Below are 25,948 nucleotides of genomic sequence, written 5' to 3' on the forward strand. Positions count from 1 at the left end.
CTCCCCTCCCTGGCGGGCGGCTCAGGCCACCGCCTCCCTGAGCGCCGTGACGATATGCTCCTGATCCTCGGCCGTGAGGTACGGGTGCATCGGCAGGCTGACCACCCGGCGCGAGGCCGCGTTGCCGACCGGCAGGTCGACGGCCGGGTCGGCCACCGCCGGCTGCTGGTTGAGCGGGATCGGATAGTGCACGGCGGTGGGTATGCCGGCCTCGGCCAGCCGCGCGATCACCACCTCGCGGTCGTCGACCTCCACCGTGTACTGGGCGTAGGCGCTGGTGTTGTGGAGCTCCACGTGGGGCGAGGCGAAGCCGTGCGCACGCAGCAGGCGGCCATAGCGCTCGGCGACCTGCTCGCGCAGCCTCAACTCCTCGTCGAGGATGTCGAGCTTGGGCAGCAGGATCGCAGCCTGCAGGGTGTCCAGGCGGCTGTTGACGCCGATGCGGACGTGGTAGTAGCGCCGCCCCTGGCCGTGGCGGGCGATCTGGCGCAGCACCTTGGCCAGCTCGTCGTCGTCGGTGAACAGCGCCCCGCCGTCGCCGTAGCAGCCCAGCGGCTTGCTGGGAAAGAACGAGGTGGTGGCGATCTGCGACAGGCTGCACGAGCGCCGGCCGCGGTAGGTGGCGCCGAAGCTCTGGGCGGCGTCCTCGATCACCGGGATGCCGTGGCGCGCGGCGATCTCGTTGATGGCGTCCATGTCGGCGCACTGGCCATAGAGCGATACCGGGATGATCGCGCGGGTGCGCGGGGAGATGGCGGCTTCCAGCTTTTCCGGGTCGAGCAGGTAGGTGCGCGGGTCGACGTCGACGTAGACCGGGCGCGCGCCCAGCAGCGCGACGGTCTCGGCGGTGGCGATGTAGGTGAAGCCCGGCGTGATCACCTCGTCGCCGGGGGCGATGCCCAGCGCCATCTGGGCGATCTGCAGCGCGTCGGTGCCGTTGGCGCAGGAGATGCAGTGGCGCACGCCGACGTAGTCGGCCAGGCGCGCCTCGAGCTCGTCCACCTCGGGGCCGAGGATGTACTTGCCGTGATCGAGCACGTTGCGGATGCCGGCGTTGATGCGTTCGCGGATGCGCACCTGCTGGGCCTTGAGATCGATGAAGTCCATGCGACGGGTGTCCTTGGCGGCGGACGGCGCTTCCTGCGCCGGGATGCAGCGGAGCCTCTTCCCTTCGAGCCGATAGCGCTCGCCGGTGTGCGGGCAGGTCACTTCGCCCTCGCCTTCCAGCGGCAGCTCGAGACGCTCGCCGTGGCGACTCATCCAGCCCTGCTGGCGGGCGGGCACGCCGAGCATCAGGGCGAAGTCGGGCACGTCGCGGTTGACCAGCGCACCGGCGCCGATGAAGGCGTGGCGTCCCACGGTCACGCCGCAGACGATGGTGCAGTTGGCACCCAGCGTCGCCCCCTCGCGCACCAGGGTGTCGCGGTACTCGTCCTTGCGCTCGACCAGCGAGCGTGGGTTGTAGACGTTGGTGAAGACCATGCTGGGGCCGCAGAAGACGCCCGCCTCGAGGGTGACGTTGTCGTAGACCGAGACGTTGTTCTGCACCTTGCAGCGGTCACCGATGACCACCCGGTTGCCGACGAAGACGTTCTGTCCCAGCGACACGCCACGGCCGATGCGGGCACCGCCGCAGACGTGAACGAAGTGCCAGACGCGGGACGCTTCGCCGATCTCGGCCCCGTCGTCGACGATGGCGCTGGGGTGGATCCGGACACCGGGGTAACGGCTGTCGTGCGGTTGGCTGTCCATGGCGAACCTCACATCAGGTGCCGCTTGAGGCAGGGATGCGCCTCGTTGCGGGCGGGAATTTCCAGGGCGGCGTTGCGAATCGTGTCGACCGTCTCGATGCAGTGGCGGGCATCTTCGAGACCGAAGCCGCGCCCGGCCAGAATTTCCTGGTAGGAGACCGTGTGCAGGTCGGTGAAACCGCCCGAGAACTCGATCTCGCGGCCCTCGCACAGGATCGAGCGGTAGGTGGTCTGCTGCCCCTGCACGCTGCTCGGCAGGTCGTTGCTGTCGATCGACAGGAACCAGCGCACCCGCGCCTTCTGGTACTCGAGGAAGCCGGCGGCGCGATGCTCGTCGAGGTAGTGGACGACGTTGCGCTGCAGATCGCCGAACACGAAGTGCAGCATGTCGAAGAAGTGCACGCCGATATTGGTCGCCACCCCGAACGACTTGCGCGGGTCGCCCTTCCAGCTCTCGTGGTACCACTTGCCGCGCGAGGTGATGTAGGTCAGCTCGACGTCGTACTTGTCGTCCCGCGGCGTGCCGGCCACCCGCTCCTTGAGTTCGACGATGGCCGGGTGGTGGCGCAGCTGCAGGATGTTGAACACCCGGCGGCCGGTCTCCTGCTCGACCTTGGCGAGCTCGTCGAGCAGCGCCGGCGTCGGCACCAGCGGCTTCTCGCAGATCACATGGCAGCCCAGCCGCAGGCCGGCGGCGATATGGGCATGGTGCAAGTGGTTGGGCGAGCATACCGAGACGTAGTCGAGCGCCGTGTAGGGGTCGCGCTTGCGCTGCCAGGCGCTCTCGATGAAGCGCTCGAACTCGGTGAAGAACTCGCTTTCCGGCGAGATCGAATCGATGATGCCCACCGAGTCGTTGATGTCGTAGGCCATGGCCAGGTGATTGCCGGTCTCCTTGATGGCCTTCATGTGGCGGGGAGCGATGTAGCCGGCGGCGCCGATCAGGGCGAAGTATTTCATGGCGGGTACCTGTGCATTGGGCATGGGGTTCAGGCCTTTATCACGCGATCTTCGCTCTCGCCGCGGTAGATGCCGCGGGTATCGACGATCAGTTGGGCGTGGGCGCGGATCATGTCGTAATCGAAGCGGTCGTGATCGGTCGCGAGCACCACGGCATCGTACTCGGCCAGCGTGGTCGGCGTGAGCGGCACGCTCTCGAGTTCGAAATGGTGCTCACGCATCGGCGGGAAGACCGGCACGTGGGGGTCGCTGTAGGCCACTTCGGCCCCGCGGTCGCGGATGCGCTCCATGATGTGGACCGACGGCGACTCGCGCATGTCGTCGACGTTCTTCTTGTAGGCGATGCCGAGCACCAGCACGCGGCTGCCCTTCAACGCCCGGCCATGCTGGTTGAGCCCCTCGATCAGCTTGCCCACCACGTAGTCCGGCATGGCCTGGTTGATCTCGCCGGAGAGTTCGATGAAGCGGGTATGCAGGCCGTACTCGCGGGCCTTCCAGGTCAGGTAGAAGGGGTCGATCGGAATGCAGTGGCCGCCCAGCCCCGGCCCCGGGTAGTAGGGGGTGAAGCCGAACGGCTTGGTGGCCGCGGCGTCGACCACCTCGAAGATGTCGATGCCCATGCGGTCGGCGACGATCTTCATCTCGTTGACCAGGCCGATGTTCACCGCACGGTGGATGTTCTCGAGCAGCTTGGTCATCTCGGCGGCACGGGTCGAACTGAGCGGTACCACCTGGTCGATGGCCGGGCGGTAGAGCGCCACGCCGGCTTCGCGGCACGCCGGCGTGTGCCCGCCGACCACCTTGGGAATGGTACGCGTCTCGAAGTCGGGGTTGCCCGGGTCCTCGCGCTCCGGCGAGTAGACCAGGAACAGCGACTCGCCGACCGCGAGGCCGCTCTCCTCGATGCGCGGCAGCAGCTCCTCCTCGGTGGTGCCCGGGTAGGTGGTGCTCTCGAGCGAGATCACCTGGCCTTCGCGCAGGTGCCCCTTGAGCGCATCGACGGTACCGATGACGAAGCTGATGTCCGGTTCGCGATACTTGTTGAGCGGCGTCGGCACGCACAGGATCAGCGCATCGGCCTCCGCCACGCGGGAGAAGTCGGTGGTCGCTTCGAAGCCGGCGTCCCTGGCCCGGGCGACCCGCTCCGAGTCGATGTGCTCGATGTAGCTGCGCCCGGCATTGAGCTTTTCCACCTTGCCGGCATCGATGTCGATACCGAGCACGCGGTAGCCGATCTCGCTGTAGCGCAGCATCAGGGGCAGCCCCACATAGCCAAGCCCGACGATCCCGATCACGGCTTCCTTGCGCTCGAGCCGGCCAATCAGACGATCTTTGATAGTGGTCATGACGCTTCCATGGTTTTCGAGTGGTAGTGATCGGCGCTCGGCCAGCCGGCCTCACGCCAGGGAACGGCCTGCACGGGCAGGCTCGGACGACGTCCGTTGGCGCCTGCGGCGCTCAGGTCTGGGTGGTCTTGTAGGCATAGTGGTAGTAGCCGTAGCCATAGCTGGTGGCGGCCTTGCGCTCGATGGCGTTGAGGATGCCGCCCTTGACGGTGACACCGCTGGTTTCGAGGCGGCGAATGGCCACGTCGACCTCGCGCGGCGGGTTGAGCCCGAAGCGGGCCACCAGCAGCGTGGTGCCGCAGTGGTGGCCGATCACCGCGGCGTCGGTCACGGCCAGGATCGGCGGGGTGTCGACGATCACCAGGTCGAAGCGCTCGCTCACCGCCTCGAGCAGCCGCGTGAAGCGCTCGCTCATCAGCAGTTCGGCGGGATTGGGCGGCGCCTTGCCGCGGGCGACGTAACTCAGGCCGTTGATCGGCGACTGGCGGATCACCTCGTCGAGCGCGGCCTTGTCGGCGAGCACCTCGGAGAGCCCGCCCTTGCTATCGGCGTTGAAGGCGGTGTGAACGTGCCCCTTGCGCATGTCGGCATCCACGATCAGCACGCGCTGGCCGCTCTGGGCGATCACCGCCCCCAGGTTGATACAGATGAAGCTCTTGCCGATATTGGGGCTCGGCCCGGTGATCATCAGCCGGTTGTCGTTGGCCTCCAGCATGGCGAAGTGCAGCGAAGTGCGCAGGCCGCGCAGGGCCTCGATGGCGGTGTCGTCCGGCGCATTCTGGGCCAGCACCCCGTTGGTCACGGCGCGGCCACGGCGCCGGTTGTGGCGCTTGACCCGACGTACCAGCTTCTGCTGATCGTCGGAGAGCGGCACGGTGGCATACACCGGCAGCCCCAGGTCCTCGATCTGCTCCGCACTCTCCACGCCCCGGTGCAGGATGCTGCGCACGATGACGAAGGCCACCGCCAGGAAGGCGCCGATCAGGGTCAGCATGGCCACGGTCACCGGCTTGCGCGGCTCCACCGGCCCCGGCTGGGCAACGGCATCGTCGAGAATGCGCACGTTGCCCACGGTACTGGCCTTGGTGATGCTCATCTCCTGGATCTTGTTGAGCAGCTGCACGTAGACCTGCTGGGTCACCTCGACGTCGCGCGTCATGCGCAGGATCTGCTGCTGGGTCTCGGGCAGCCCGTGAATGCGCTCGTTGAGCCGCTCGCGGTCGCGCTCGAGATTGTGGCGTTTCTCCATCAGGGCGGCATAAAGCGGGTGCGAGGCGTTGTAGCGCTGGCTCAGTTCGGCCTGCTCCATCTCCAGCTCGCCCAACTGGGTGTCGAGTTCGACGACCCGGTCCAGCACCGAGCGCGTCTCGAGGTTGAGATCGAGGCTCTCGTGTTCCATGCGGAAGGCGTTGAGGGCATCCTCGGCGGCGGCCAGGTCGTTGCGCACCTGGGGAACCTGCTCCTCCAGGAATTCGAGGCTCTGCTGCGCCTCGGCGCTCTGGCGCTCGACGTTCTGGGTCAGGTAGATCTGGGCAATGACGCTCAGGGTACGCTCGGCGCGGCGCGGGTTCTCGTCGAGCAGGGTCATGTTGAACACACCGCTGTCACGACCGCGCTGACCGACGCTGAAGCGTGAGCGCAGGTTGTTTATCGCGGCCAGGCGGGTACGCCGCACCACGGTGAATTCCGCCCCCTCGCCGGCCTCCAGTTCGGCCACGCGCAGTTCGATGCGGCCCTCGTCGAAGCTCTCGGTGGTACCGACCCGCCCCTCGCCGAGCAGCGTCTCACCGTGATAGAGCCGGTAGCTGCCGGGCTCGCCGGCCACCAGGCGCAGCGCGCGGCCCAGCCACTCCGGGTCGACGCGCAGCTCCCCCACGTTGAGGTGTTCGCCGGCCCACACGCTGCGCTCGGCAAAGCCGGGCCGCTGCATGCCGCTCCTGACCAGATAATCCCCCACGAAGGCCAGCCGGGTCGGGATCACCTCGATGTCGAGGCGCTCCTGGTCGACGGCCTGGCCGAGCACCATGCGCGAGCGCAGGATCTCGAGCTCGGCTTCGGCCTTGGTCTCCTCCTCGAGGATCGAGCGCACCTCGGCGAGCGGATTGCTCAGCCCGGTCTTGCCCTCCACCTGCACCAGGGCATCGGCGCGGTAGATAGGCGTCGCCAGCTGCACGTGGATCACCGCCGCCACGGCAAAGACCGCCGTCACCAGCATGATCAGCCACTTGTTGTCCAGCAGGACGCCGAACAGCCTGCCCAGATCGATATCGTCATGGGCTGGGCGCGAGCCCGTCTTGATCTCTTTCACCATTGGTAGAGTCCTGGCGTGAAAAGGGAGTCGTTCGCGTCAGCCTCGCGAGCCGCCGAGGCGCGCCTGCCAGAGGCGCGCGGCTTCGGTAAGCTGACGATGCACGCGTACAAAGACCTCTTCGTTCCTGCGGTAGGGGTCGGGGATGTCCACCCCGCTGCCCGCCTCACCCGGCAGCCAGCGCCCGAAGCGCATGGTCTTGCCGGTGGCGAAAGGGAACTGCTCGGCAATCGCCAGCCGCTGGCCCTCGCTCATGACCAGCACCAGGTCGGCCTCGCGCACCATCCCGGCGTCGATCTGGCGCGCCCGATGGGCGGAGAGATCGAGCCCATCAGCCTCCGCCAGGCGCGCGGCGGTAGGGTCGGCGGCGTGTCCGACCAGCGCCCCCAGGCCGGCCGATGCGATACGGTGGCCGGGCAGAGCCCGCCTGAGCAGCGCCTCTCCGACCGGGCTGCGACAGACGTTGCCGATGCACACCACGAGTACTTCCTGAAACATTCCCTTCCCTCTATTCGCGGACACGATCCAGCTCACGCCCGGTGCGCGTGGTCTGGTAGAGACTGCTGACGGTGGGCAGCAGCTGGCGCACCACACGGTTCCAGCGCCCCAGCGGCGTGGTCGTCACGTACACCACATCGGTCGGCTGCAGGGTGAATTCGGCACCCAGCATCAGTGCCGTCGCGTTGCTGGCGTCGAGCTGGTAGACCGTGGCGAGCTTGTCGCTGTCCGACGCCGCCCGGCGGATGACGAAGATGCCCGAGGCGTTGGCATTGCCCTCGTTGATGCCGCCAGCCTCGGAGAGCGCATCGGTCAGCGTCAGCCGGCTCGCCCCCATCGGCAGGCTGGTCGGCTCGCGCACCTCGCCCATCACGTACACCTTCTGGTTGCTGTTGTCGGGCACGTGCAGCACATCGCCATCGCGCAGCAGCATGTTCTGGTCGAGACGGCCGTTGTTGAGCATGTCGTGCAGCGACACACGGGTTTCCTCGCCGTCCCGCGTCAGCAGCACGTCGTGCCAGTTGGCGTGCTCCGCCAGCCCGCCGGACAGGTTGATGGCGTCGAGCACGCTCATCGGCACGTTGCGGATCGGCAGCGGGCCGGGCTCCTGCACGGCGCCGGTGACGTTGACCTTCTGGGAGTTGTACTGGGCGACCTGGACTTCGACCTGGGGCATGGCCACGTAGGGCTCCAACCCGCTGGCGATGACTTCGCGCACCTCGCGCACCGTCCGTCCCTCCACCGGAATGCGGCCGATGAAGGGATAGAAGATGGTGCCGTCGCTGTGCACGGTATTGCCCGACTCCGCCGCGCTACGCTCCCCGCCGGCGGGAATCGTCAGTTCCGGATGGCCGTAGACGATGACGGTGAGCACGTCGCCCTTGCCGATGTAGTAGTCATAGTCGGTGACCTCCTCACGCAGGGCGTCGCCGGCCTTCTCCATATCCTCGGCCCCGAGGAGCTCCTGGCGCTGGCTGCGCACCAGGCCGAAGGTGATGGGCTCGATATCGACCAGATCGTCGATCGGGGCGGAGTCCGCCTGGTAATCGATATGCCCTCCCGGGGCAAAGGCACATCCACCCAAGGCAAACAGCCCGAAACAAAGAAACAAGCGCCCCACCCGGAGCCGCTGGAAGTCGTGATTCATCGAATTTTCACTCGCGTGCCATTATTAACCTGGACCCTGTCGCCTTAAGCAGTCATTCCTTGTCGCTTTTATTATTCGTTAATGTCGCCACCAAGTGACACGGGAGGAAACCAACAAATAACCTCAACCGCACCCAAATTTCTCAACCTGACACAATAATTAAACGCGATTGTAGTCATCCGGCGACACCAACTAATTCAAACTGTCTCCCGACGTCGACACCAATATTCCAAACATAAACCTAAGAATACTTTATCCGACATCGAGACAAGTAAAGAAACCCTCCCGCCGCAAGACACGCTACCGCCGCGAGGTTAAGACGACAATCCCCGAAGCCACGCGCATCACCCTGTTTTCAGGGCGAAAAAATGCCAGCGGCAAGAACCGCGACACGACGCATACTCAAGGAATTCGACAAGACAGGGCCCTTGCCTCCATGCAAGGTGCCAAGTGAACAGGGCTAGAATAATCTTTTTTTTTGCTCGCCACTACCCCTTATCAAGTTCTATACATTTTTTTACTCTTATATACACACGGACACGCTGGAACAAGATAAGTTTCTTTCCTGTTATCACTAATTAGGTTATCAATTCACCGTTCGAACCGAAACCCCCATGGCATTTAAACGTCACGGGGGCAAGTCTATGCAAGCCTGTCTGCATTACCTGCCGACGGCAGGTTGGCCGGGTGGTAATCCAGCACCATTACAGGATACGCCGTCCGGCTATTCGTACCGCCGGAAGCATCCGGCGCAATAAAGGAGCCATATCGATATGCTTGAACCCATGAAACTACGAAGGCGCATCGCCACCCTGGCGGGCGTGACCCTGCTGGGCCTCGCGCCGCTCGCGCTGGCCCAGCAGGCCACGTTACCCCAGGGTACGCCGGGCGCCCCGGGCAACTCGGCAAATACGCCGGCGCCGGGCGCGGTGGCTAGCGGCGGGCTCGCCACCGGCATAGGTGCCGGCGCCGAGGCCCCGGGCAATTCCGGCCAGGCCCTGGCCGGTGCGGTGAGCCGGGGAGCCGCCGGCATCGGCGTGGCGATCGGTGCCTCCGGCACGGGTACCGGCACCGGGACGGGTACCGGTACCGGGACGCGCTGATGAGCCGCGACAGACGGTACAGCATCAGACGTGTGCCGACTCAGGGCCGCCGCAAGGCGGTCCTGCTTCGCCTGCTGTTGGCGGGGGGACTGGTCGCGGGCATGACGGCCTGTGCCCAAGGCGGGCGGCTGACGCCCATGGGCGCCACATTGATGGGCGGGGCTCGCGGCGAGGACCCCGCAGCACAGGCCGAAGCGCTACCCTACGCCACGCTGGTGGCACGCACCGAGGGCAACCAGGCGCTGCTGGTAATGGCGCATCGCACCGGGCATAACGGCCGCGATACCTACTGGCAGGCCGGGGATCGCGCCACGCTGCAGCTGCGCGATGGCGTTCCCGCCAGCACGGCCGGCTTCGACGCGCTCCTGCTGGGACGCTGGCTCACGGCCGAGCCGGGCCATGGACACTACCGGGTGCACGTTCATTGGCGCGATGCCGACGGCCAGGAGTGGCAGGACATGGCAACGGCAAGTCTCACCTGCGAGGCGGCGCAGCCCGTCGACCTGCCGTTGACCCGGCTAACGCTGGAGCGATGTACCGAACGACTCGATTGGCAGGGCAGCAATACGCACAGCCGCGGGGTGTACTGGCGCGAGCCGGGCAGCCTGCGGATCTGGGGGGGTGACATGGCGCTCTGGCCGGACGGTCCACGCCTGCGCTGGCAGGTGGCGAGACCCTGGTGGAGCGATGCCGAGGACACCGGGCACGGCGTCGGGCAGACGAGCCTGCCCGACGCCGTGCCATCGTCGTGACAAAGAGAGTGAGAATGACCCGACGTCACCCCCCCCATGCCGGCGGCTGGCGCTCAGCCTGCCTGGGCGCGCTGCTGGCCCTACCCCTTCACGTCCAGGCCGAGACCCCACGGCTGTCTGACCTGTGGCTCGCGCAGCCGGCGTTGCCCGAACCACCCGCCTACAGCTACTACCTGCTGGAACGTCAGCAGGAGCCTCAGCAGCGCCGGGCCAGGCGCCTGCGGGAAGAACTGGCGACGCTGATCGACTGGTACTCCCTGGCCGGGCGCAGCGACATGGCCCGGGGGCTGGCCGCATGGCAGGCCGCCATCGTCGAGCTGCAGGCGGCGGCGGGGCGCACCCCTGCCAGGGCCGACCTCGCCGCCCTGCTCGCCTCGCCGCGGCACGATCCCTCGCTGGCCTCGCTGGCGGCCGTCGGTCATTGCGACGTGCCCGAGTGGGTGGAGCTGTGGCACTTCGGCGGCGTGACGCGTCACCGCTGGACCCCGGGCATGAGCCTGCGCGAACTGCTGCGCCAACAGCCCGACGCCCACCGGGCCGGCGCCGACGAAGCGTGGCTGATCGCCCCCCAGGGCGCGCCGCGCCGACTCGGCGTGGCCGCCTGGAACGCCGGCGATGCTCCCCTGGTTCCCGGCAGCCGCGTGGCCATCGCCCTTCCCGAACCGGTTCAGGAGTCGGACTGGGTCAATCGCGCCCTGCCCGACTTCCTGGCGACCCGCCTACCCGGCGATGCCTGTCAGGCCGTCGCCTTGCCGCACGCCGCGGGTCAAGCCGATTCGGGAGGACCTGCGACATGAAGCGACCCGCACACGGGCCCGGCTCCTCGCACCTCGCACCGCTGACCCTCGCCATCGCCATCGCCATGAGCCTGGCCGCGCCGGCACTCGCCGAGCCCGGCCTGTCTCGCCTCGGCAGCGGTCAGAGCGATTTCGGCGGCGTCGGGCTGATGCAGACCCCCAGCGCACGCATGACGCCGCTGGGCGGCTTCGCCTTCTCGCTGTCGCGTACCGCGCCCTACCGGCGCTACGGGCTGTTCTTCCAGCCCACCGAATGGCTCGAAGCCGGCTTCCGCTACGTCGAGGTGGAGAACCGGCGCTACCTGGCCGCCACGGGAGACCGCAACAACCTGGACAAGGGCATCGACTTCAAGGTGAGGCTGCGAGAGGAGGATCGCTACTGGCCGCAGATCGCCGTCGGCGCCCGCGACATCGGCGGCACCGGCCTGTTCTCGGGCGAATATCTGGTGGCCAGCAAGCGCTGGCACGACTTCGATTTCTCACTGGGGATCGGCTGGGGCTATCTCGGCAACCAGGAAGATTTCACCAACCCGCTGGCCCGGCTCGACGAGCGCTTCGAGCGGCGCTCCGGCTTCAGCTCGGGCGGCGATGGCGGCGACTTCAACCTGGGCAGCCTGTTCAGCGGCCGCAGCGCGCTGTTCGGCGGGATCGAATACCAGACCCCGTGGGATCCGCTGGTGCTGCAGCTCGAACTGGAGGGCAACGACTATCAGCATGAGCCGCAGCGCAACGACCAGGAGCAAGCGTCACGCTTCAACCTGGGGGCTCGGCTGCGCCTGAGCGACGGCATCGAACTCAGAGCCGGCTGGCAGCGCGGTGACACCGCCATGCTCGGGATCAGCCTGGCGACCAACCTGGCCAGCATCTCCCAGGCCAAGCGCGACCCCCTCCCCGTCGATTTGGCGCCGGCCCCCGCCGAGCACACCAGTGACTGGGGCGGGCTAAGCCGCGAGCTGGACGCCAACGCCGGCATCGGCGTCTACCGCATCCGCCAGCACGGCACGAGCGTCACCGTCGAGGGCGAACCCACGCGCTATCGCTCCCTCGCCGAGAGCGAGCAGCGCGCCGGGCGCCTGCTGCATAATCATCTCGACGGAGAGGTGGAGAGCTTCCGCTTCCGCTGGCATGAGCGCGGCATGCCCCTGCGCGAGAGCGTTCACCAGCGTGACGCCCTGGTCGCCGCCGCCGAGTCCAGCGAGGCGAACGTCGCCTATCGCCACGGCATCTACTCGCATGCCCAACTGAGCTCGGGCGAGGGCGAGGTGCTGCATGAAGCCCCTCCCCGCGGGCTCGCCTACAGCCTGGAACCGCAGCTCGAGCAGAATTTCGGCGGCCCCGACGGCTATCTCTACCGGCTATCCGCCAATCTCGACAGCGAGTACCGGCTGGGGGCCAATCACTGGCTCTCGGCTACGCTCACCTATACCCTCGCCGACAACCTCGCCAAGTACCGCTACATCGGCCCCTCGGAGCTGCCGCGGGTGCGGACCCATATCGGCGACTACCTGGCCGAGACCGACATCGGCATCAGCAACCTCCAGTACACCCGAACCGCCCAGCTGGGCAACGACTGGTACGCACTGGGCTATGGTGGCCTGCTCGAGACCATGTTCGCCGGCGCGGGGGCGGAGCTGCTCTACCGCCCGTTCAACAGCGACGTGGCCCTCGGGCTCGACCTCAACTGGGTCAAGCAGCGCGACTTCGACCAGCGCTTCGAGATGCGCGACTACAGCACCTGGACGGGCCATCTGACCGGCTACTGGCAGACCGACTACGAAGACGTGCTGGCCAAGGTCAGCGTGGGCCGCTACCTGGCCGGGGACCTCGGCATGACCTTCGACGTCTCCCGGGAGTTCGATTCGGGAGTGCGCCTCGGCGGCTGGGCCACCTTCACCGACGCCGGCAGCGACTTCGGCGAAGGCAGCTTCGACAAGGGCATCTACCTCTCGCTGCCGCTGGATGCCTTCTTCGTACACTCCACCCGACAGCGGGCCCAGCTCGCCTGGAGCCCGCTGACCCGCGATGGCGGCGCCCGCCTGGCGCGCCGCGAGTCGCTCTACGACCTGACCGAGGAGCGCCGCATGGGCCGCTACTGGGAGGAGCAGGCCGAGCTGATGCGATGAGCCCCTGCCGTGCGAAAACGACGAGACCACCGCATCTTCATGCGGTGGTCTCGAGGAAAGATAACGGTATAACTCAATCAGCCGCGATGATAGCCCGGCGTCACGAAGGGCATCTTGCTCACCAGCATGGGCAGCCGCTTGCCCCGCACCTCGGCATACACGGTGGTACCGAGCTCGGCATGGGCGATGTCGACGTAGCCCATGGCCACCGGCTTGCCTACGCTTGGCCCGAAACCACCCGAGGTCACCGTACCGATGCGCTGGCCCTCCTCGTCGAAGAGCTCGGTGCCCTCGCGCACCGGCGCCCGCCCCTCGCCCAGCAGGCCGACACGCTTGCGGCGATGATCCTTGGCGTCGACCTGGTGCAGGATCACGTCGGCCCCGGGGAACCCCGCCGAGCGCTCGCCGCCGTGACGACGTGGCTTGCCGATGGCCCAGATCAGCCCCGCCTCCACCGGCGTGGTCTCGGTGTCGATGTCGTGGCCATAAAGGCACAGTCCGGCCTCCAGGCGTAGGGAGTCCCGCGCCCCGAGGCCGATCGCCTCGACCTCATCCTCGGCCAGCAGGCGCCGCGCCAGGGCCTCGGCCTGGTCGGCCGGCACCGAGATCTCGAAGCCGTCCTCGCCGGTATAGCCGCTGCGGCTGATCCACACCGGCACGCCGTCGATCGCGAAGCGACCGTGCTGCATGAACACCATCTCGCACGCTTCGGGGCAGTGACGGCGCATGACCTCCGCCGCCCCGGGCCCCTGCAGGGCCAGCAGGCCGCGCTCCAGCACCTCGACCCGATGCTCGTCATCGAGCCCCAGCTCGAGCAGCGCGATGTCCTGCTCCTTGCAGGCGGCGTTGACCACCAGGTAGAGCGTCCCATCGCCGGGGTTGGCCACCATCAGGTCGTCGAGGATGCCGCCCTCCTGGCCGGTGAACAGCGCATAGCGCTGCATGCCCTCGGGCAGGCCCACGATGTCGGCGCACACCAGGGTCTCGAGCGCCTCGGCGGGGCGTGGCCCATGCAGCAGGATCTGGCCCATGTGAGAGACATCGAACAGGCCGCAGGCGGCGCGGGTATGCTCGTGCTCCTTCTTGACGCCGAGCGGGAACTGCACCGGCATCTCGTAGCCGGCAAAGGGCACCATCTTGCCCCCCAGCTCGAGATGCAAGGCGTGCAGTGGGGTGTGCTTGAGTTGACTCATGTAGGGGTCCTCGTGACGAGATGGTAGGCGAGAATGCGGCACGGGCGGAGAGACGCCCCAAGGCGCCTCCCGCACCGATACGGCAGTCACTCAGCGCTTGTCGTGATCCAGGTCCTCGCCCGGCAGCACTGTCTCGCCGTTGAAGTAGTCGCGCGTCACCTTGAACACCACGGGGGAGAGCAGGGCCAGCGCGATCAGGTTGGGGATCGCCATCATGGCGTTGAAGGTATCGGCCATCAGCCAGATGAAGCCGAGCTGGGCCATGGCGCCCAGCGGGATCGCCAGCACGAACAGCACCCGGTAGAGCATGATCGAGCGCGTACCGAACAGGAACTGGAAGCACTTCTCACCGTAGAACGACCAGCCCAGGATGGTGGTGAAGGCGAACACCGCCAGCGCCAGCGATACGATCTGGTTGCCCCAGCCCGGCAGCGCCGCATCGAAGGAGAGCGCGGTCAGCGAAGCCCCCTCTTCACCCTGGATCCATACCGTGGAGGTCAGGATGACCAGCGCGGTGATGGTGCAGACGATGATGGTGTCGATGAAGGTGCCGAGCATGGCGATCAGGCCCTGGCGAACCGGGTTGCGGGTCTTGGCCGCCGCGTGGGCGATGGGCGCACTGCCCAGGCCCGCCTCGTTGGAGAAGATGCCGCGCGCCACGCCGAAGCGGATCGCCGCCATTACCGCCGCACCGGCGAAGCCACCCGCCGCCGCCACCGGGTTGAAGGCGTAGTAGAAGATCAGACGGAAGGCTTCGCCGATCTGGCCGGCGTTGATGATGAGCACCAGCAGGCCCGCCACCACGTAGGCGATACCCATGATCGGCACCAGCTTGCCGGCCACCTTGGCGATGCGCTTGATACCGCCCAGGATCACGGCCCCCGCCAGGACCATGATGACCACGCCGGTCAGCCAGTGGGGAATGCCGAAGGTCGAATCCAGGGCGTCGGCCACGGAGTTCGACTGCACGGTGTTGCCGATGCCGAAGGCCGCCACGGCACCGAAGAAGGCGAAGGCGCCGCCGAGCCACAGCCACTTACGGCCCAGGCCGTTCTTGATGTAGAACATCGGCCCGCCGACGTGATAGCCGGTGCTGTCGGTCTCGCGGAAACGCACCGCAAGCACCGCTTCGGAGAACTTGGTCGCCATGCCGACCAGTGCCGTGACCCACATCCAGAACACCGCACCGGGGCCACCCAGGGCGATGGCCGTCGCCACACCGGCGATGTTGCCGGTTCCGATGGTGGCCGACAGGGCCGTCATCAAGGCATTGAAGGGCGAGATCTCGCCTTCGTCGTCCGCCTTCTTCGCCTCGCCGGGCGCAGGCTTGGCGTCACGCCCTTGCCACATCAGCTTGAAGCCGGTGCCCAGCTTGCGGATGGGCATCAGCTTCAAGCCGATCTGCAGATAGAGCCCCACCCCCAGCAGCAGGATGAGCATCAACGGCCCCCAGACGACACCGTTGATGGCGCTGAATATCGCTGTCAATGTTTCCACGAACGTTTCCCTCTGTTGTTTAGACTGTTTTTAAGGACATTCCCGAAAGATCTAGATGATCAGACGGCGTACCATAGCGGAAAATGCCGGAAATATTCCACCAAGTCGTAATGCCTGCTGCGACTCGTTCGTCCTGCCCGCGGCAGCGCAAGCTTAGCGCGTGTTTCGTATCGGAAACAAACGTCACGACATCGTCACCCGTCAATCGGCCGGCACACCCACGCCTGGCGCCGCTGCCAAGCGGCATGCCTCACAGGTTAGTGAGCCGGGCCGGCGGTGTCGAATACCGCCGTTGCCTGCCGGGAGCGCCCCATCCCACGCAAGTTGCACTGGACGCCTACCGTCCCACGCGCCACGCTATCGGGGCGACGGTTCCGAAAGCACGAACCGGAGGCGACCCTCGGGCTCGCCAAATGCCGCCAATGGCGTTAGCATTCGCACAGTCAGAAAACCTTTTTCTTATAGGAAAAACATCATGAGCTCGATCCCTGCCAACCTGCGCTACAACGACAGCCACGAGTGGGTGCTGGACAATGGCGACGGCACCGTCACCATCGGCATCACCGACCACGCCCAGGAAGCCCTGGGAGACGTCGTGTTCGTCGAACTTCCCGAAGTGGGACGTACCCTGCAGAAAGGTGAGGAGTTCGGCGTGATCGAATCGGTCAAGGCCGCCTCCGACCTCTACGCCCCGCTGGCCGGCGAGATCGTCGAGGTCAACGAAGCCCTCGAGGAAGCGCCCGAGACCGTCAACGAAGCGCCTTACGAAGGTGGCTGGATCATGAAGGTTCGCGTCGAGGATGCGGCCGCGGTGGAAGCGCTGCTGGATGCCGAGGCGTACCAGGCCGTGGTCGACAGCGACGCCTGAGGTCGCACCCGACCGCGACACAGCGATGCCCCCGGCCCGGCGACCGGGCACCTCCAATCGCCGGGCATTCACCACTATGTACAGGGTTCTCCATGGCTTACGACAACCGCCGCCTGGCCGAACTGGCCGATCATGACGCCTTCATCCGCCGCCACAACGGCCCCGGAGCCGAAGATGTAGCCGCCATGCTGGCGGCGCTGGACATGGACAGCCTCGAGACGCTGGTCGAGCGCACGGTACCGGCGGACATCCGCCTGGGCCGCGAACTCGATCTCGACCCGCCGCGCAGCGAAGCCGAGGCGCTCGACTACCTCAGGCGCCTGGCGCGCCAGAACAAGGTCTTCAAGACCTACATCGGCCAGGGCTACTACAACACGCATGTACCCGCCGTGATCCAGCGCAACGTGCTGGAGAACCCGGGCTGGTACACCGCCTACACCCCCTACCAGCCGGAAATCGCCCAGGGCCGCCTCGAGGGGCTGCTCAACTTCCAGCAGATGGTGATGGACCTCACCGGCATGGAGCTGGCCAACGCCTCGCTGCTCGACGAGGCCACCGCCGCCGCCGAGGCCATGGCGCTGTGCCAGCGCGCCAACAAGAAGTCGAAGAGCAACGCCTTCTTCGTCGCCGACGACGTGCTGCCGCAGACGCTGGACGTGGTGCGCACCCGCGCCCACTACTTCGGTTTCGAGCTGATCGTCGGCCCCGCCGAGAGCCTGGCCGAGCACGACGTGTTCGGCGCCCTGCTGCAGTATCCCGGCGAGAGCGGCCGCGTCCACGACCTCGCCCCGCTGCTCGCCGCCGCGCGCGAAAAGAACGTGATGACCTGCGTGGCCGCCGACATCATGAGCCTGGTGCTGCTCAAGGAGCCGGGCGCGCTCGGCGCCGACATCGTGGTCGGCAACTCCCAGCGCTTCGGCGTACCGATGGGCTACGGCGGCCCCCACGCCGCCTACTTCGCCACCACCGACAAGCTCAAGCGCTCGATCCCGGGCCGCATCATCGGCGTGTCCAAGGACAGCCGCGGCAACACCGCCCTGCGCATGGCCATGCAGACCCGCGAGCAGCATATCCGCCGCGAGAAGGCCACCTCCAACATCTGCACCGCCCAGGCGCTGCTGGCCAACATCGCCGGCTTCTATGCCGTCTACCACGGCGCCGAAGGCCTCACCACCATCGCCACGCGCATCCACCGCCTCACCACCATCCTGGCCGAAGGCCTCAAGGCCAAGGGCGTGGCGCTGGTGCACGACAGCTGGTTCGACACCCTGCGCCTGACCGGCGTCGATGCCGGCAAGATCCACGGCCGCGCGCTGACCCACGAGATCAACCTGCGCTATTTCGACAACGGCGACATCGGCGTCAGCCTGGACGAGACCACCACCGCCCACGATCTCGACGCGCTGTTCGACGTGTTGCTCGACGAGGAGCACGGCCTCTCCGTCACTGCCCTGGACGAACAGGTGGCCAGCCGGGGCATCAGCGGCATTCCCGCCGCCAGCCGTCGCCAGAGCGAGTTCCTGACGCACCCGACCTTCCAGCGCTACCGCAGCGAGACCGAGATGCTGCGCTATCTCAAGCGCCTGGAGAACAAGGATCTCTCGCTCACCCATGCGATGATCCCGCTGGGCTCGTGCACCATGAAGCTCAACGCCACCAGCGAGATGATTCCCATCACCTGGCCCGAGTTCGGCCAGCTGCACCCCTTCGTACCGCAGGATCAGGCGGTCGGCTACAAGCAGATGATCGACGAGCTGGCGGCCTTCCTGGTCGAGATCACCGGCTACGACCACATCTCGATGCAGCCCAACTCCGGCGCCCAGGGCGAGTACGCCGGCCTGGTGGCCATCCGTCGCTACCAGGCCGCCCAGGGCCAGGGGCACCGCGACGTGTGCCTGATCCCGAGCTCGGCCCACGGCACCAACCCCGCCTCCGCCGCCATGGCGCAGATGAAGGTGGTGGTAGTGGAGTGCGACGAGATCGGCAACATCGACCTCGACGACCTGCGCGCCAAGGCCGAGCAGCACAGCGACGCGCTCTCCGCGATCATGCTCACCTACCCCTCGACCCACGGCGTGTTCGAGGAGGGCGTTCGCGAGGCGTGCGCCCTCGTCCATCGCCACGGCGGCCAGGTCTACATCGATGGCGCCAACATGAACGCCCAGGTGGGCCTGTCCCGCCCCGGCGACTTCGGCGGCGACGTCAGCCACCTCAACCTGCATAAGACGTTCTGCATCCCTCACGGCGGCGGCGGTCCGGGCATGGGCCCCATCGGCGTCAAGGCGCACCTGGCGCCCTACGTCTCCAACCACGTGGTCACGCCGATCCCCGGCGTGAAGGAGCACTGCGGCGCGGTCTCGGCGGCGGCCTACGGCAGCGCCTCGATCCTGCCGATCTCCTGGGCCTACATCAAGATGATGGGCGCGCGCGGCCTGCGCCAGGCGACCGAACTGGCCATCCTCAACGCCAACTACGTCGCCAGGCGCCTCGAGCAGCACTACCCGGTGCTCTATCGCGGCGTCAACGGCACCGTGGCCCACGAGTGCATCATCGACATCCGCCCGCTCAAGGCGGCCTCGGGCATCAGCGAGGAAGACATCGCCAAGCGCCTCATGGACTACGGCTTCCACGCCCCCACCATGTCCTTCCCGGTGCCCGGCACGCTAATGGTGGAGCCCACCGAATCGGAGTCGCGCTACGAGATCGACCGCTTCTGCGACGCCATGATTGCCATCCGCGAGGAGATCGCCCGGGTCGAGCGCGGCGAGTGGCCGGTCGACGACAACCCGCTGGTGAACGCCCCGCATACCATGGCCGACCTGATGGACCCGGCCTGGGAACGCCCCTACTCGCGCGAGGTTGGCGCCTTCCCCGCGGAAGCGGTCAAGGCAGCCAAGTACTGGCCGGCGGTCAATCGCGTCGACAACGTCTTCGGCGACCGCCAGCTGATCTGCTCATGCCCCAGCATCGACGAGTACCGCGACTGACGCGCCGCCGACGGTAGCAGCAAAGCGAAACGGCCCGCCGAGCGATCGGCGGGCCGTTTGCCATGCGGATCGAAGCCGGTCAAGCCGCTACAGCGGCGAGGCGACTTCGCCGTAGCCGAAGCGCTCGCGCATGCGCTGTTCGCGAAAGCCCTCCAGCAGCCGCGCATAGCGCCGCGGCATCTTGGTGCCGGTGCGTGTGACCAGGTGCAGCGTCTCGTACTCCGTGACCGGCAGGTCGAGCTCCTTGACCTGGCGCTGCCAGGGCGAGGTCTCCAGCACCAGTCGCGACACCACGGTGAAGCCGAGGCCGCGGGCCACCGCGTCCATCACCATGCTCACCTCGTTGGTGAAGCCCTGGCGCCGGAACTGGCTCATGGAGCGAAACTCCTCGGCAAAGTTGCTACGCAGCAGCGCCCCGGCGTGGTTGATGCCGTCGGAGTAGTTGAGAAAGCCGATGCCCATCAGCTCGGCCAGCGAGGTGCCGGCGAAGTCGGCCGGCACCACCAGGCACAGCGGCTCCTGATGCCACAGTTTGCAGTCCAGTTCCGGGTGGCGAATCGGTTCGGTGACGATCCCCAGGTCGTGGCGGCCGGCCAGCACGTCCGAGACGATCTCATGGCTGAAGGCGAAGCTGTAGTTGACCGTCAGCCCCGGCGACATCTGCTGCTGGCCGAGGATGTAGGGGTAGAACATCAGGCCGACGCTGCCGGGCGACGCGATCCGGCACTCACCGGTATCGAGCGCATCGTCATCCAGCGAATGGCGGAACTGCTCGTGCTCGGCGAACAGGCGCAGGCCGTAGTCGTAGGCGCGGCGCCCGGCTTCGGTAAGGGTGAAGCGCCGCCCCTGACGCTCGAGCAGCGGCTTGTCGAGGTACTGCTCGAGCTTGCGCACATGCTGGCTGACGCCCGGCTGGGTCATGTCGAGATGGCGCGCGGTTCGCGTGAAGCTGCCGGTTTCGACCAGGGTGATGAAGGTACGGAAATACTGGGCGTTGAACATGGCGCATCGCATCGCTTGCATGGGCGGTCAGGGGCCGAGACCGGATGCCGTCATCCTACCATCGCGAGCCCCGCGGCGCAGCGCTGCGCCATTCCCGCCGGCGTGATAGCATCGGATCACGACTCGATGACCATTGCATGAACCCTGTCCACCCCGCATGCGACAGGGCGCAAGCCTACCACAAGGATCGTTTCATGCCCGATACCATCTCCGCCACCATCTCGCCGTTGCGAAGCCTGGAAGTGCTCTCGCAGCACGAGGTCAATCGCCTGCGCGACACCTCCAAGGCCGGCCTGCACGACCTGCTGCGGCGCTGTTCGCTCGCCGTGCTCAGCTCCGGCAGCATGACCGACGACAGCCTGGTGCTGATGGAGACCTACCACGATTTCGACATCGAGGTGATCCAGCAGGACCGCGGCATCCGGCTCAAGGTGACCAACGCGCCGGCCGAGGCCTTCGTCGACGGCAAGATGATCCGCGGGATCCGCGAGCACCTCTCCTCGGTGCTGCGCGACATCATCTACGTCTACAACGAGATCCAGCACCACCAGCGGTTCGACCTGACCACGGGCGAAGGCACCACCAACGCGGTGTTTCACATCCTGCGCAAGGCCGGCACGATGAAGCCCGGCCGCGACCCCGGCATCGTGGTGTGCTGGGGCGGCCATTCGATCACTCGCGAGGAGTACGAGTACACCAAGGACGTCGGCTACCACCTCGGCCTGCGCGAGCTGGACATCTGCACCGGCTGCGGCCCCGGCGCCATGAAGGGACCGATGAAGGGGGCCAACCTGGCGCACGCCAAGCAGCGCATCGGCGACGGCCGCTACCTGGGCATTTCCGAGCCCGGCATCATCGCCGCCGAAGCGCCCAACCCGCTGGTCAACGAGCTGGTGGTCATGCCCGACATCGAAAAGCGCCTCGAGGCCTTCGTGCGCCTGGGCCACGGCATCGTGGTCTTCCCCGGCGGCGTCGGCACGGCCGAGGAGATCCTCTACCTGCTGGGTATCCTGCTCCACCCCGACAACCACGACATGGAGCTGCCGGTCATCTTCACCGGCCCGGCCAATTCCGCCGACTACTTCCAGCGCATCGACGAGTTCCTGGTCTATACCCTCGGCGAAGCGGTGCGCAGCAAGTACCGGATCATCGTCGACGACCCTGTCGAAGTCGCCCGCACCATGCGCCAGGGCATCGACAGCGTCACCGAGTTCCGCCGCGCCCACCAGGACGCCTTCCACTTCAACTGGCGGTTGACCGTCGCGCGCAACTTCCAGGAAACCTTCGAACCGACCCATGGCGCAATGGCCGGCCTCGCACTGCACCGCAACCAGCCGGTGCACGAGCTGGCGGCCAACCTGCGGCGCGCGTTCTCGGGCATCGTGGCGGGCAACGTGAAGGAGCACGGCTTGCGCGCGATCGAAGCGCACGGCCCCTTCCAACTGCACGCCGAGTCGGAGCTGATGCGGCGCCTGGACGAGCTGCTCGGCTCCTTCGTCGCCCAGGGCCGCATGAAGCTGCCCGGGCAGGAGTACGAACCCTGCTACCGGCTGGTGTAAGCGAAAAGCAAGGCCCAGGCGCCGGCCGCGCCCGGCGCCTGGGCCTCAGCCCTGGGCGCCGAGAGGGCGCCACCAGAGCCACAAGGCATGCAACAGCAACCCGAGGGTGGCGCCATGGGCAATCAGCAGCTGCCAGCTCACCCAGTCGGTGAACAGCGCATGCCAGAGCCCCATCGCGGCCAGACCGGCGACCAGCGACAGAGCCAGTCGCTTGCCCAGCAGCGGCAGCCGGGCGCGCTCGCCGGCGCCCAGCATGCGCCAGTTCCCCACCGCCACCACCGCCACCACGGCAATGACGATCGCGATCAGGGCAAGGCGGTTGTCGTGGCCGCCGGCGAGGTAGCGTGGCACGGTGGCCAACATCAGGATCAGCAGGCCCGCCAGCAGGCTCAGCCGTTCCGCGGTGGGAGCGGTCATCTCAGGCCACCGTGAGCTGCTGGGTTTCGATCCACTCCTCGGCCCAGGGCAGCGCGGCATCGTCGGCCATGAACGTTTCCATGGCGTCGACCTCCAGCCGCTCCCCCAGGCGAGTGGCACCCAGCCCCTCCAGCATCTCGTCGAGGCGACGACCGGCGCCGCAGAAGGTATCGCCATAGGAGCTGTCGCCCAGGGCGATCACGCCGTAGCGCAGCCCCACCAGCGACGGGCTCTGCTCATCCAACCCGCGGGCGAAGGGCACGAAGTTGCCGGGAAAGTCGCCGCTGCCGGTAGTGGACACGCAGAAAAGCGCCAGATCGGGCGGCGCCTCGGTCAGGTCGGCAAGGGCAGGCTGCTCGAGGATGGCGGTGTCATAGCCGGCCGCCTCGAACAGCGGAGCGACCTGTTCGGCGACATCGAGGGCACCGCCATACATGGTTCCTACGAAGATCTTCAGCATTGGCATGTCGGGGATAAACCTGAATCATTCAACGACATGATACCACGACGCAGGCGGATGCCGCAGTTCGGCCGACGCCTCGCCCCCGGGCGACGAGGTGCCGCATGCAGGTCGCGCCATGCCCGAGTATAATGGTCGGCCTTTCGTGCGAGGAGGCGACATGCTGCAGACGCAGACGTTCGAAGCCTGGATCACCCCCCTGCTCATCGGTGGGCTGATCCTGTTCATGTGCTTCATCATCTGGGACCTGGCCAAGAAATCCCAGGCCGGCCGCTTTGGCACCCTCATGCTCTTCGTGGTGCTCGGCGCGGGCATGATGGGCTACATCCTCAAGGTGGTGGTCACCTGGGTGATGGAGAACGGCGGGGGCGTGTAGCGAGCGGGATGCCACCCGGCAGGTGGCATCCCGCTGCTTCGTCAGCTTGGCGGCGAGCCTTCGTAGCGCTCCACCTGGCTCTTGAGCTTCTGCCCCGGGCGGAACGTCACCACGCGACGCGCCGAGATGGGGATCTCCTCGCCGGTCTTCGGGTTGCGCCCGGGACGCTCACGCTTGTCGCGCAGGTCGAAGTTGCCGAACCCCGACAGCTTCACCTGTTCGTTCTCGCGCAGGCACGCCCGGATCTCCTCGAAGAAAGCCTCTACCATGGCCTTGGCTTCGCGCTTGGTCAGCCCCAGCTCGGCGTGAAGGTGTTCGGCCAGCTCCGCCTTGGTCAACGCTCCCATGTCACCTCCTCAGAATGGCGGTCCAGCCCGCCGCCTTGACGACACCCATCGATCCCCTACGCTCATCCGCGCAGCTCGGCCCCCAGGTGCTGATGCGACTCGGCGACGATGGCATCGACCAACTGATTGATTTCATCGTCATTCAGCGTGCGCGAAGGATGCTGCCAGGTCAAGCCCAGGGCAACACTCTTGCTGCCTTCGGGTACGCCCTTGCCCTGGTAGACGTCGAACAGGCGCAGCTCCTGCAGCCACTCCCCCGCCTGATCGCGAACGCAGTCCAGCAGCGCCTGCACCGGCCGCTCCTCGCCCAGCAGGAAGGCCAGGTCGCGGCGCACTTCCGGATAGCGCGACAGCGGCTCGAACCTGGGCAGGACACCATGGGTCAGCGCGTCCTGGCGCACCTCGAACAGGAACGCCTCGGTCTTGAGCCCCAGCTCGGCCTTGACCCCCGGGTGCAGCGCCCCGATCCAGCCGACCGCCTCGCCGCGGTAGACGATCCGCGCGCTCTGCCCCGGATGCAGCGCCGGATGCTCGCCGGGCTCGAAGCGCCAGGCGCCCTCCTCGCCGCCCAACGCGATCAGGCTCTCCAGGTCGCCCTTGAGGTCGAAGAAGTCGACCTTGTCGCGGCCGCCGCTCCAGCCTTCGGGGAAGCGCTCGCCGCAGACCAGCGCCCCGACCATCGGGGTCTGATCGAGCTGATCCAGGTCGCCGCGGAACACCAGGCCGGTCTCGAACAGGCGCACCCGAGTCTGCTGGCGGTTGAGGTTGTACTCCAGCGCTCGCACCAGCCCCGGAAACAGGCTCGCCCGCATCACCGCGAGATCGCTGGAGATGGGGTTGGCCAGTCGCGGCGACACCGCATCGGGCAGCAGCAGCTGCTGCAGCTCGGGGGCGACGAAGCTGTAGGTGACGGCCTCCTGGTAGCCACGCGCCACCATCTGGCGGCGCAGGCGCGCCAGGGGCGTACGCGCCTCGTGATCGGGGCGCAGCGCCAGCCGTGCCGCCGGGCGACGCACCGGCAGGCGGTTGTAGCCGTGGATGCGCGCCACCTCCTCGATCAGGTCCTCCTCGATGGCGATGTCGAAACGCCAGCTCGGCACCCGCGCCTGCCAGCCCGCCTCGGTGGCGCTCACCTGCAAGCCCAGCCGCTCGAGGATCTCCTGCACCTCTGCGGACGGCAGCGCCTTGCACAGCGCCTGCTCCAATCGCGCGGCACGCAGCGTCACCTCGCGCTCGGCGGGCAGGTGCGCTGCGCTGGCCACCTCCACCAGCGGCCCCGGCTCGCCGCCGGTGATGGCGAGCAGCAGCGCCGTGGCGCGCTCGACCGCTTCACGCGTGAGCTGCGGGTCGACGCCGCGTTCGAAGCGATGCGACGCATCGGTGTGCAGCCCGTAGGAGCGCGCCTGCCCCGCCACCGCCAGCGGCGAGAAGAAGGCCGATTCGAGGAAGATGTCGCGCGTCGCCGGTCCGACACCGGAATGCTCGCCGCCCATCACCCCGGCGATCGCCAGCGGGCCACGCTCGTCGGCGATCACCAGCGTCGACGCGTCCAGGGTGATCTCCTGGCCATCGAGCAGGATCAGCCGTTCGCCCTGCCGCGCCAGCCGCACCACCACCGCACCGTGCAGGTTGTCGCGATCGAAGGCATGCAGCGGCTGGCCGAGCTCGAGCATCACGTAGTTGGTCACGTCGACCACCGGGTCGATCGAGCGGATGCCGCTGCGCCGCAGGCGCTCGACCATCCACAGCGGCGTGGCCGCGGTGACGTCGACCCCCTTGATCAGCCGGCCGATGTAGCGCGGGCAGCGTTCGGGGTCCTCGACACGAACCGGGAAGGTCTCGTCATGGTCGGCGGCCACCGGCTCGATGGCGGGCGGCGTGACCGGCAGCCGGTTGAGCACGCCGACCTCCCGCGCCAGCCCCTTGAGGCTCAGGCAGTCGCCACGGTTCGGGGTCAGGTCGACCTCGACGGTATGGTCGTCGAGCCCCATCCAGGCGCGGAAATCCTCACCGGCCGGTGCATCGGCGGGCAGCACCAGGATGCCCCCGGAGGTTTCCTCGGCCAGCCCCAGCTCGGAAGCCGAGCAGATCATTCCACGCGACTCGACGCCGCGCAGCTTGGCCTGCTTGATCTTGAAGTCGCCGGGCAGCACCGCTCCCACCCGGGCAAAGGGCACCTTCTGCCCTATTGCCACGTTGGTCGCGCCGCATACCACCTGCACCGGCTCGCCATTGCCATCGACCACCTGGCAGACATTGAGCTTGTCGGCATCGGGATGCGGCTGCTTGTCGACCACCTCGGCGACGACGACGCCGCTGAAGGCCGAGGCCACGGGCTCGACGGCATCCACCTCCAGGCCGGCCATGGTGATCTGGTCGGCCAGCCCCTGTACGCCCAGCTGCGGGGACACCCACTCACGCAGCCACTGTTCGGAAAATTTCATGGCAAATCCTGTG

The 25,948-nt window shown here is 67.2% G+C and carries 21 protein-coding genes and 1 pseudogene; 8 read left to right on the forward strand and 14 right to left on the reverse strand.

The window, feature by feature from the left end:
• Window positions 1-21: 21 nt before the first annotated feature.
• From HNO51_RS11030 to HNO51_RS11060, 7 genes and pseudogenes are all read right to left on the reverse strand, one after another.
• A complete protein-coding gene (locus HNO51_RS11030) occupies window positions 22-1,107 on the reverse strand; it encodes a DegT/DnrJ/EryC1/StrS family aminotransferase (RefSeq protein ID WP_197451006.1) in 1,086 nt (361 codons plus the stop codon).
• A 51-nt stretch (window positions 1,108-1,158) separates the two neighbouring features.
• Window positions 1,159-1,752: pseudogene (locus tag HNO51_RS11035) on the reverse strand (acyltransferase); the annotation flags it as partial.
• Between the two features lie 8 nt (window positions 1,753-1,760).
• Window positions 1,761-2,711, reverse strand: a complete 951-nt coding sequence (locus HNO51_RS11040) for a Gfo/Idh/MocA family protein (protein ID WP_197447416.1) — start codon at window positions 2,709-2,711, stop codon at window positions 1,761-1,763.
• Window positions 2,712-2,740: 29 nt separating this feature from the next.
• Window positions 2,741-4,057: a nucleotide sugar dehydrogenase gene (locus tag HNO51_RS11045; protein WP_197447417.1), complete on the reverse strand. Its 1,317-nt coding sequence runs from the start codon at window positions 4,055-4,057 to the stop codon at window positions 2,741-2,743.
• Between the two features lie 112 nt (window positions 4,058-4,169).
• Entirely contained in the window at window positions 4,170-6,368 is a 2,199-nt protein-coding gene (locus tag HNO51_RS11050) for a polysaccharide biosynthesis tyrosine autokinase (protein ID WP_197447418.1), read from the reverse strand.
• A gap of 36 nt (window positions 6,369-6,404) precedes the next feature.
• On the reverse strand, window positions 6,405-6,863 hold the full coding sequence (locus HNO51_RS11055) for a low molecular weight protein-tyrosine-phosphatase (protein WP_197447419.1): 459 nt from the start codon (window positions 6,861-6,863) through the stop codon (window positions 6,405-6,407).
• Between the two features lie 10 nt (window positions 6,864-6,873).
• Window positions 6,874-8,010 carry a polysaccharide export protein gene (locus tag HNO51_RS11060; RefSeq protein ID WP_197447420.1) on the reverse strand — a complete coding sequence of 379 codons (1,137 nt, stop codon included), beginning with the start codon at window positions 8,008-8,010 and terminating at the stop codon, window positions 6,874-6,876.
• 785 nt (window positions 8,011-8,795) lie between these two features.
• Here HNO51_RS11060 and HNO51_RS11065 point away from each other — a divergent pair.
• The 4 genes from HNO51_RS11065 to HNO51_RS11080 are packed head-to-tail and all read left to right on the forward strand — an operon-like array spanning window position 8,796 to window position 12,785.
• Window positions 8,796-9,113, forward strand: coding sequence for a hypothetical protein (locus HNO51_RS11065; protein WP_197447421.1), 318 nt, complete (start codon window positions 8,796-8,798; stop codon window positions 9,111-9,113).
• A complete protein-coding gene (locus HNO51_RS11070) occupies window positions 9,113-9,865 on the forward strand; it encodes a YjbF family lipoprotein (RefSeq protein ID WP_209537437.1) in 753 nt (250 codons plus the stop codon). Before HNO51_RS11065 ends, HNO51_RS11070 begins: the two co-directional genes overlap by 1 nt.
• A gap of 14 nt (window positions 9,866-9,879) precedes the next feature.
• Window positions 9,880-10,662 carry a capsule biosynthesis GfcC family protein gene (locus HNO51_RS11075; RefSeq protein ID WP_197447423.1) on the forward strand — a complete coding sequence of 261 codons (783 nt, stop codon included), beginning with the start codon at window positions 9,880-9,882 and terminating at the stop codon, window positions 10,660-10,662.
• Window positions 10,659-12,785 carry a YjbH domain-containing protein gene (locus tag HNO51_RS11080; RefSeq protein ID WP_197447424.1) on the forward strand — a complete coding sequence of 709 codons (2,127 nt, stop codon included), beginning with the start codon at window positions 10,659-10,661 and terminating at the stop codon, window positions 12,783-12,785. Before HNO51_RS11075 ends, HNO51_RS11080 begins: the two co-directional genes overlap by 4 nt.
• A 77-nt stretch (window positions 12,786-12,862) precedes the next feature.
• Here HNO51_RS11080 and gcvT read toward each other — a convergent pair whose 3' ends face one another.
• Window positions 12,863-13,978 (reverse strand): glycine cleavage system aminomethyltransferase GcvT, encoded by a 1,116-nt coding sequence (gcvT, locus tag HNO51_RS11085; protein WP_197447425.1) that lies wholly within the window; start codon window positions 13,976-13,978, stop codon window positions 12,863-12,865.
• 90 nt (window positions 13,979-14,068) lie between these two features.
• Window positions 14,069-15,475, reverse strand: a complete 1,407-nt coding sequence (locus HNO51_RS11090; protein ID WP_197447426.1) for an alanine/glycine:cation symporter family protein — start codon at window positions 15,473-15,475, stop codon at window positions 14,069-14,071.
• A gap of 475 nt (window positions 15,476-15,950) precedes the next feature.
• On the opposite strand from HNO51_RS11090, the gene gcvH reads away from it, so the two are divergent.
• Together gcvH and gcvP are read left to right on the forward strand one after the other, a co-directional pair.
• Window positions 15,951-16,343 (forward strand): glycine cleavage system protein GcvH, encoded by a 393-nt coding sequence (gene gcvH, locus HNO51_RS11095; protein WP_197447427.1) that lies wholly within the window; start codon window positions 15,951-15,953, stop codon window positions 16,341-16,343.
• Between the two features lie 92 nt (window positions 16,344-16,435).
• Window positions 16,436-19,330 (forward strand): aminomethyl-transferring glycine dehydrogenase, encoded by a 2,895-nt coding sequence (gcvP, locus tag HNO51_RS11100; RefSeq protein ID WP_209537438.1) that lies wholly within the window; start codon window positions 16,436-16,438, stop codon window positions 19,328-19,330.
• 87 nt (window positions 19,331-19,417) lie between these two features.
• Here gcvP and HNO51_RS11105 read toward each other — a convergent pair whose 3' ends face one another.
• Window positions 19,418-20,332, reverse strand: coding sequence for a LysR family transcriptional regulator (locus HNO51_RS11105; protein ID WP_197451007.1), 915 nt, complete (start codon window positions 20,330-20,332; stop codon window positions 19,418-19,420).
• Window positions 20,333-20,526: 194 nt separating this feature from the next.
• On the opposite strand from HNO51_RS11105, the gene ppnN reads away from it, so the two are divergent.
• Window positions 20,527-21,891, forward strand: a complete 1,365-nt coding sequence (ppnN, locus tag HNO51_RS11110) for a nucleotide 5'-monophosphate nucleosidase PpnN (RefSeq protein WP_267956286.1) — start codon at window positions 20,527-20,529, stop codon at window positions 21,889-21,891.
• Window positions 21,892-21,936: 45 nt separating this feature from the next.
• Here ppnN and HNO51_RS11115 read toward each other — a convergent pair whose 3' ends face one another.
• Both HNO51_RS11115 and HNO51_RS11120 read right to left on the reverse strand, forming a co-directional pair.
• Window positions 21,937-22,308: a hypothetical protein gene (locus HNO51_RS11115; RefSeq protein WP_197447429.1), complete on the reverse strand. Its 372-nt coding sequence runs from the start codon at window positions 22,306-22,308 to the stop codon at window positions 21,937-21,939.
• Between the two features lies 1 nt (window position 22,309).
• Window positions 22,310-22,774: a flavodoxin domain-containing protein gene (locus HNO51_RS11120; protein ID WP_197447430.1), complete on the reverse strand. Its 465-nt coding sequence runs from the start codon at window positions 22,772-22,774 to the stop codon at window positions 22,310-22,312.
• A 154-nt stretch (window positions 22,775-22,928) separates the two neighbouring features.
• On the opposite strand from HNO51_RS11120, the gene HNO51_RS11125 reads away from it, so the two are divergent.
• Window positions 22,929-23,144, forward strand: coding sequence for a DUF2788 domain-containing protein (locus HNO51_RS11125; RefSeq protein ID WP_197447431.1), 216 nt, complete (start codon window positions 22,929-22,931; stop codon window positions 23,142-23,144).
• A gap of 41 nt (window positions 23,145-23,185) precedes the next feature.
• Here HNO51_RS11125 and ihfA read toward each other — a convergent pair whose 3' ends face one another.
• Both ihfA and pheT read right to left on the reverse strand, forming a co-directional pair.
• Window positions 23,186-23,491, reverse strand: a complete 306-nt coding sequence (gene ihfA, locus HNO51_RS11130) for an integration host factor subunit alpha (protein ID WP_111411771.1) — start codon at window positions 23,489-23,491, stop codon at window positions 23,186-23,188.
• A gap of 62 nt (window positions 23,492-23,553) precedes the next feature.
• A complete protein-coding gene (pheT, locus tag HNO51_RS11135) occupies window positions 23,554-25,935 on the reverse strand; it encodes a phenylalanine--tRNA ligase subunit beta (protein WP_209537439.1) in 2,382 nt (793 codons plus the stop codon).
• Window positions 25,936-25,948: the final 13 nt, after the last annotated feature.

The sequence above is a fragment of the Billgrantia sulfidoxydans genome, assembly GCF_017868775.1.
Taxonomy (GTDB): Bacteria; Pseudomonadota; Gammaproteobacteria; order Pseudomonadales; family Halomonadaceae; genus Halomonas; species Halomonas sulfidoxydans.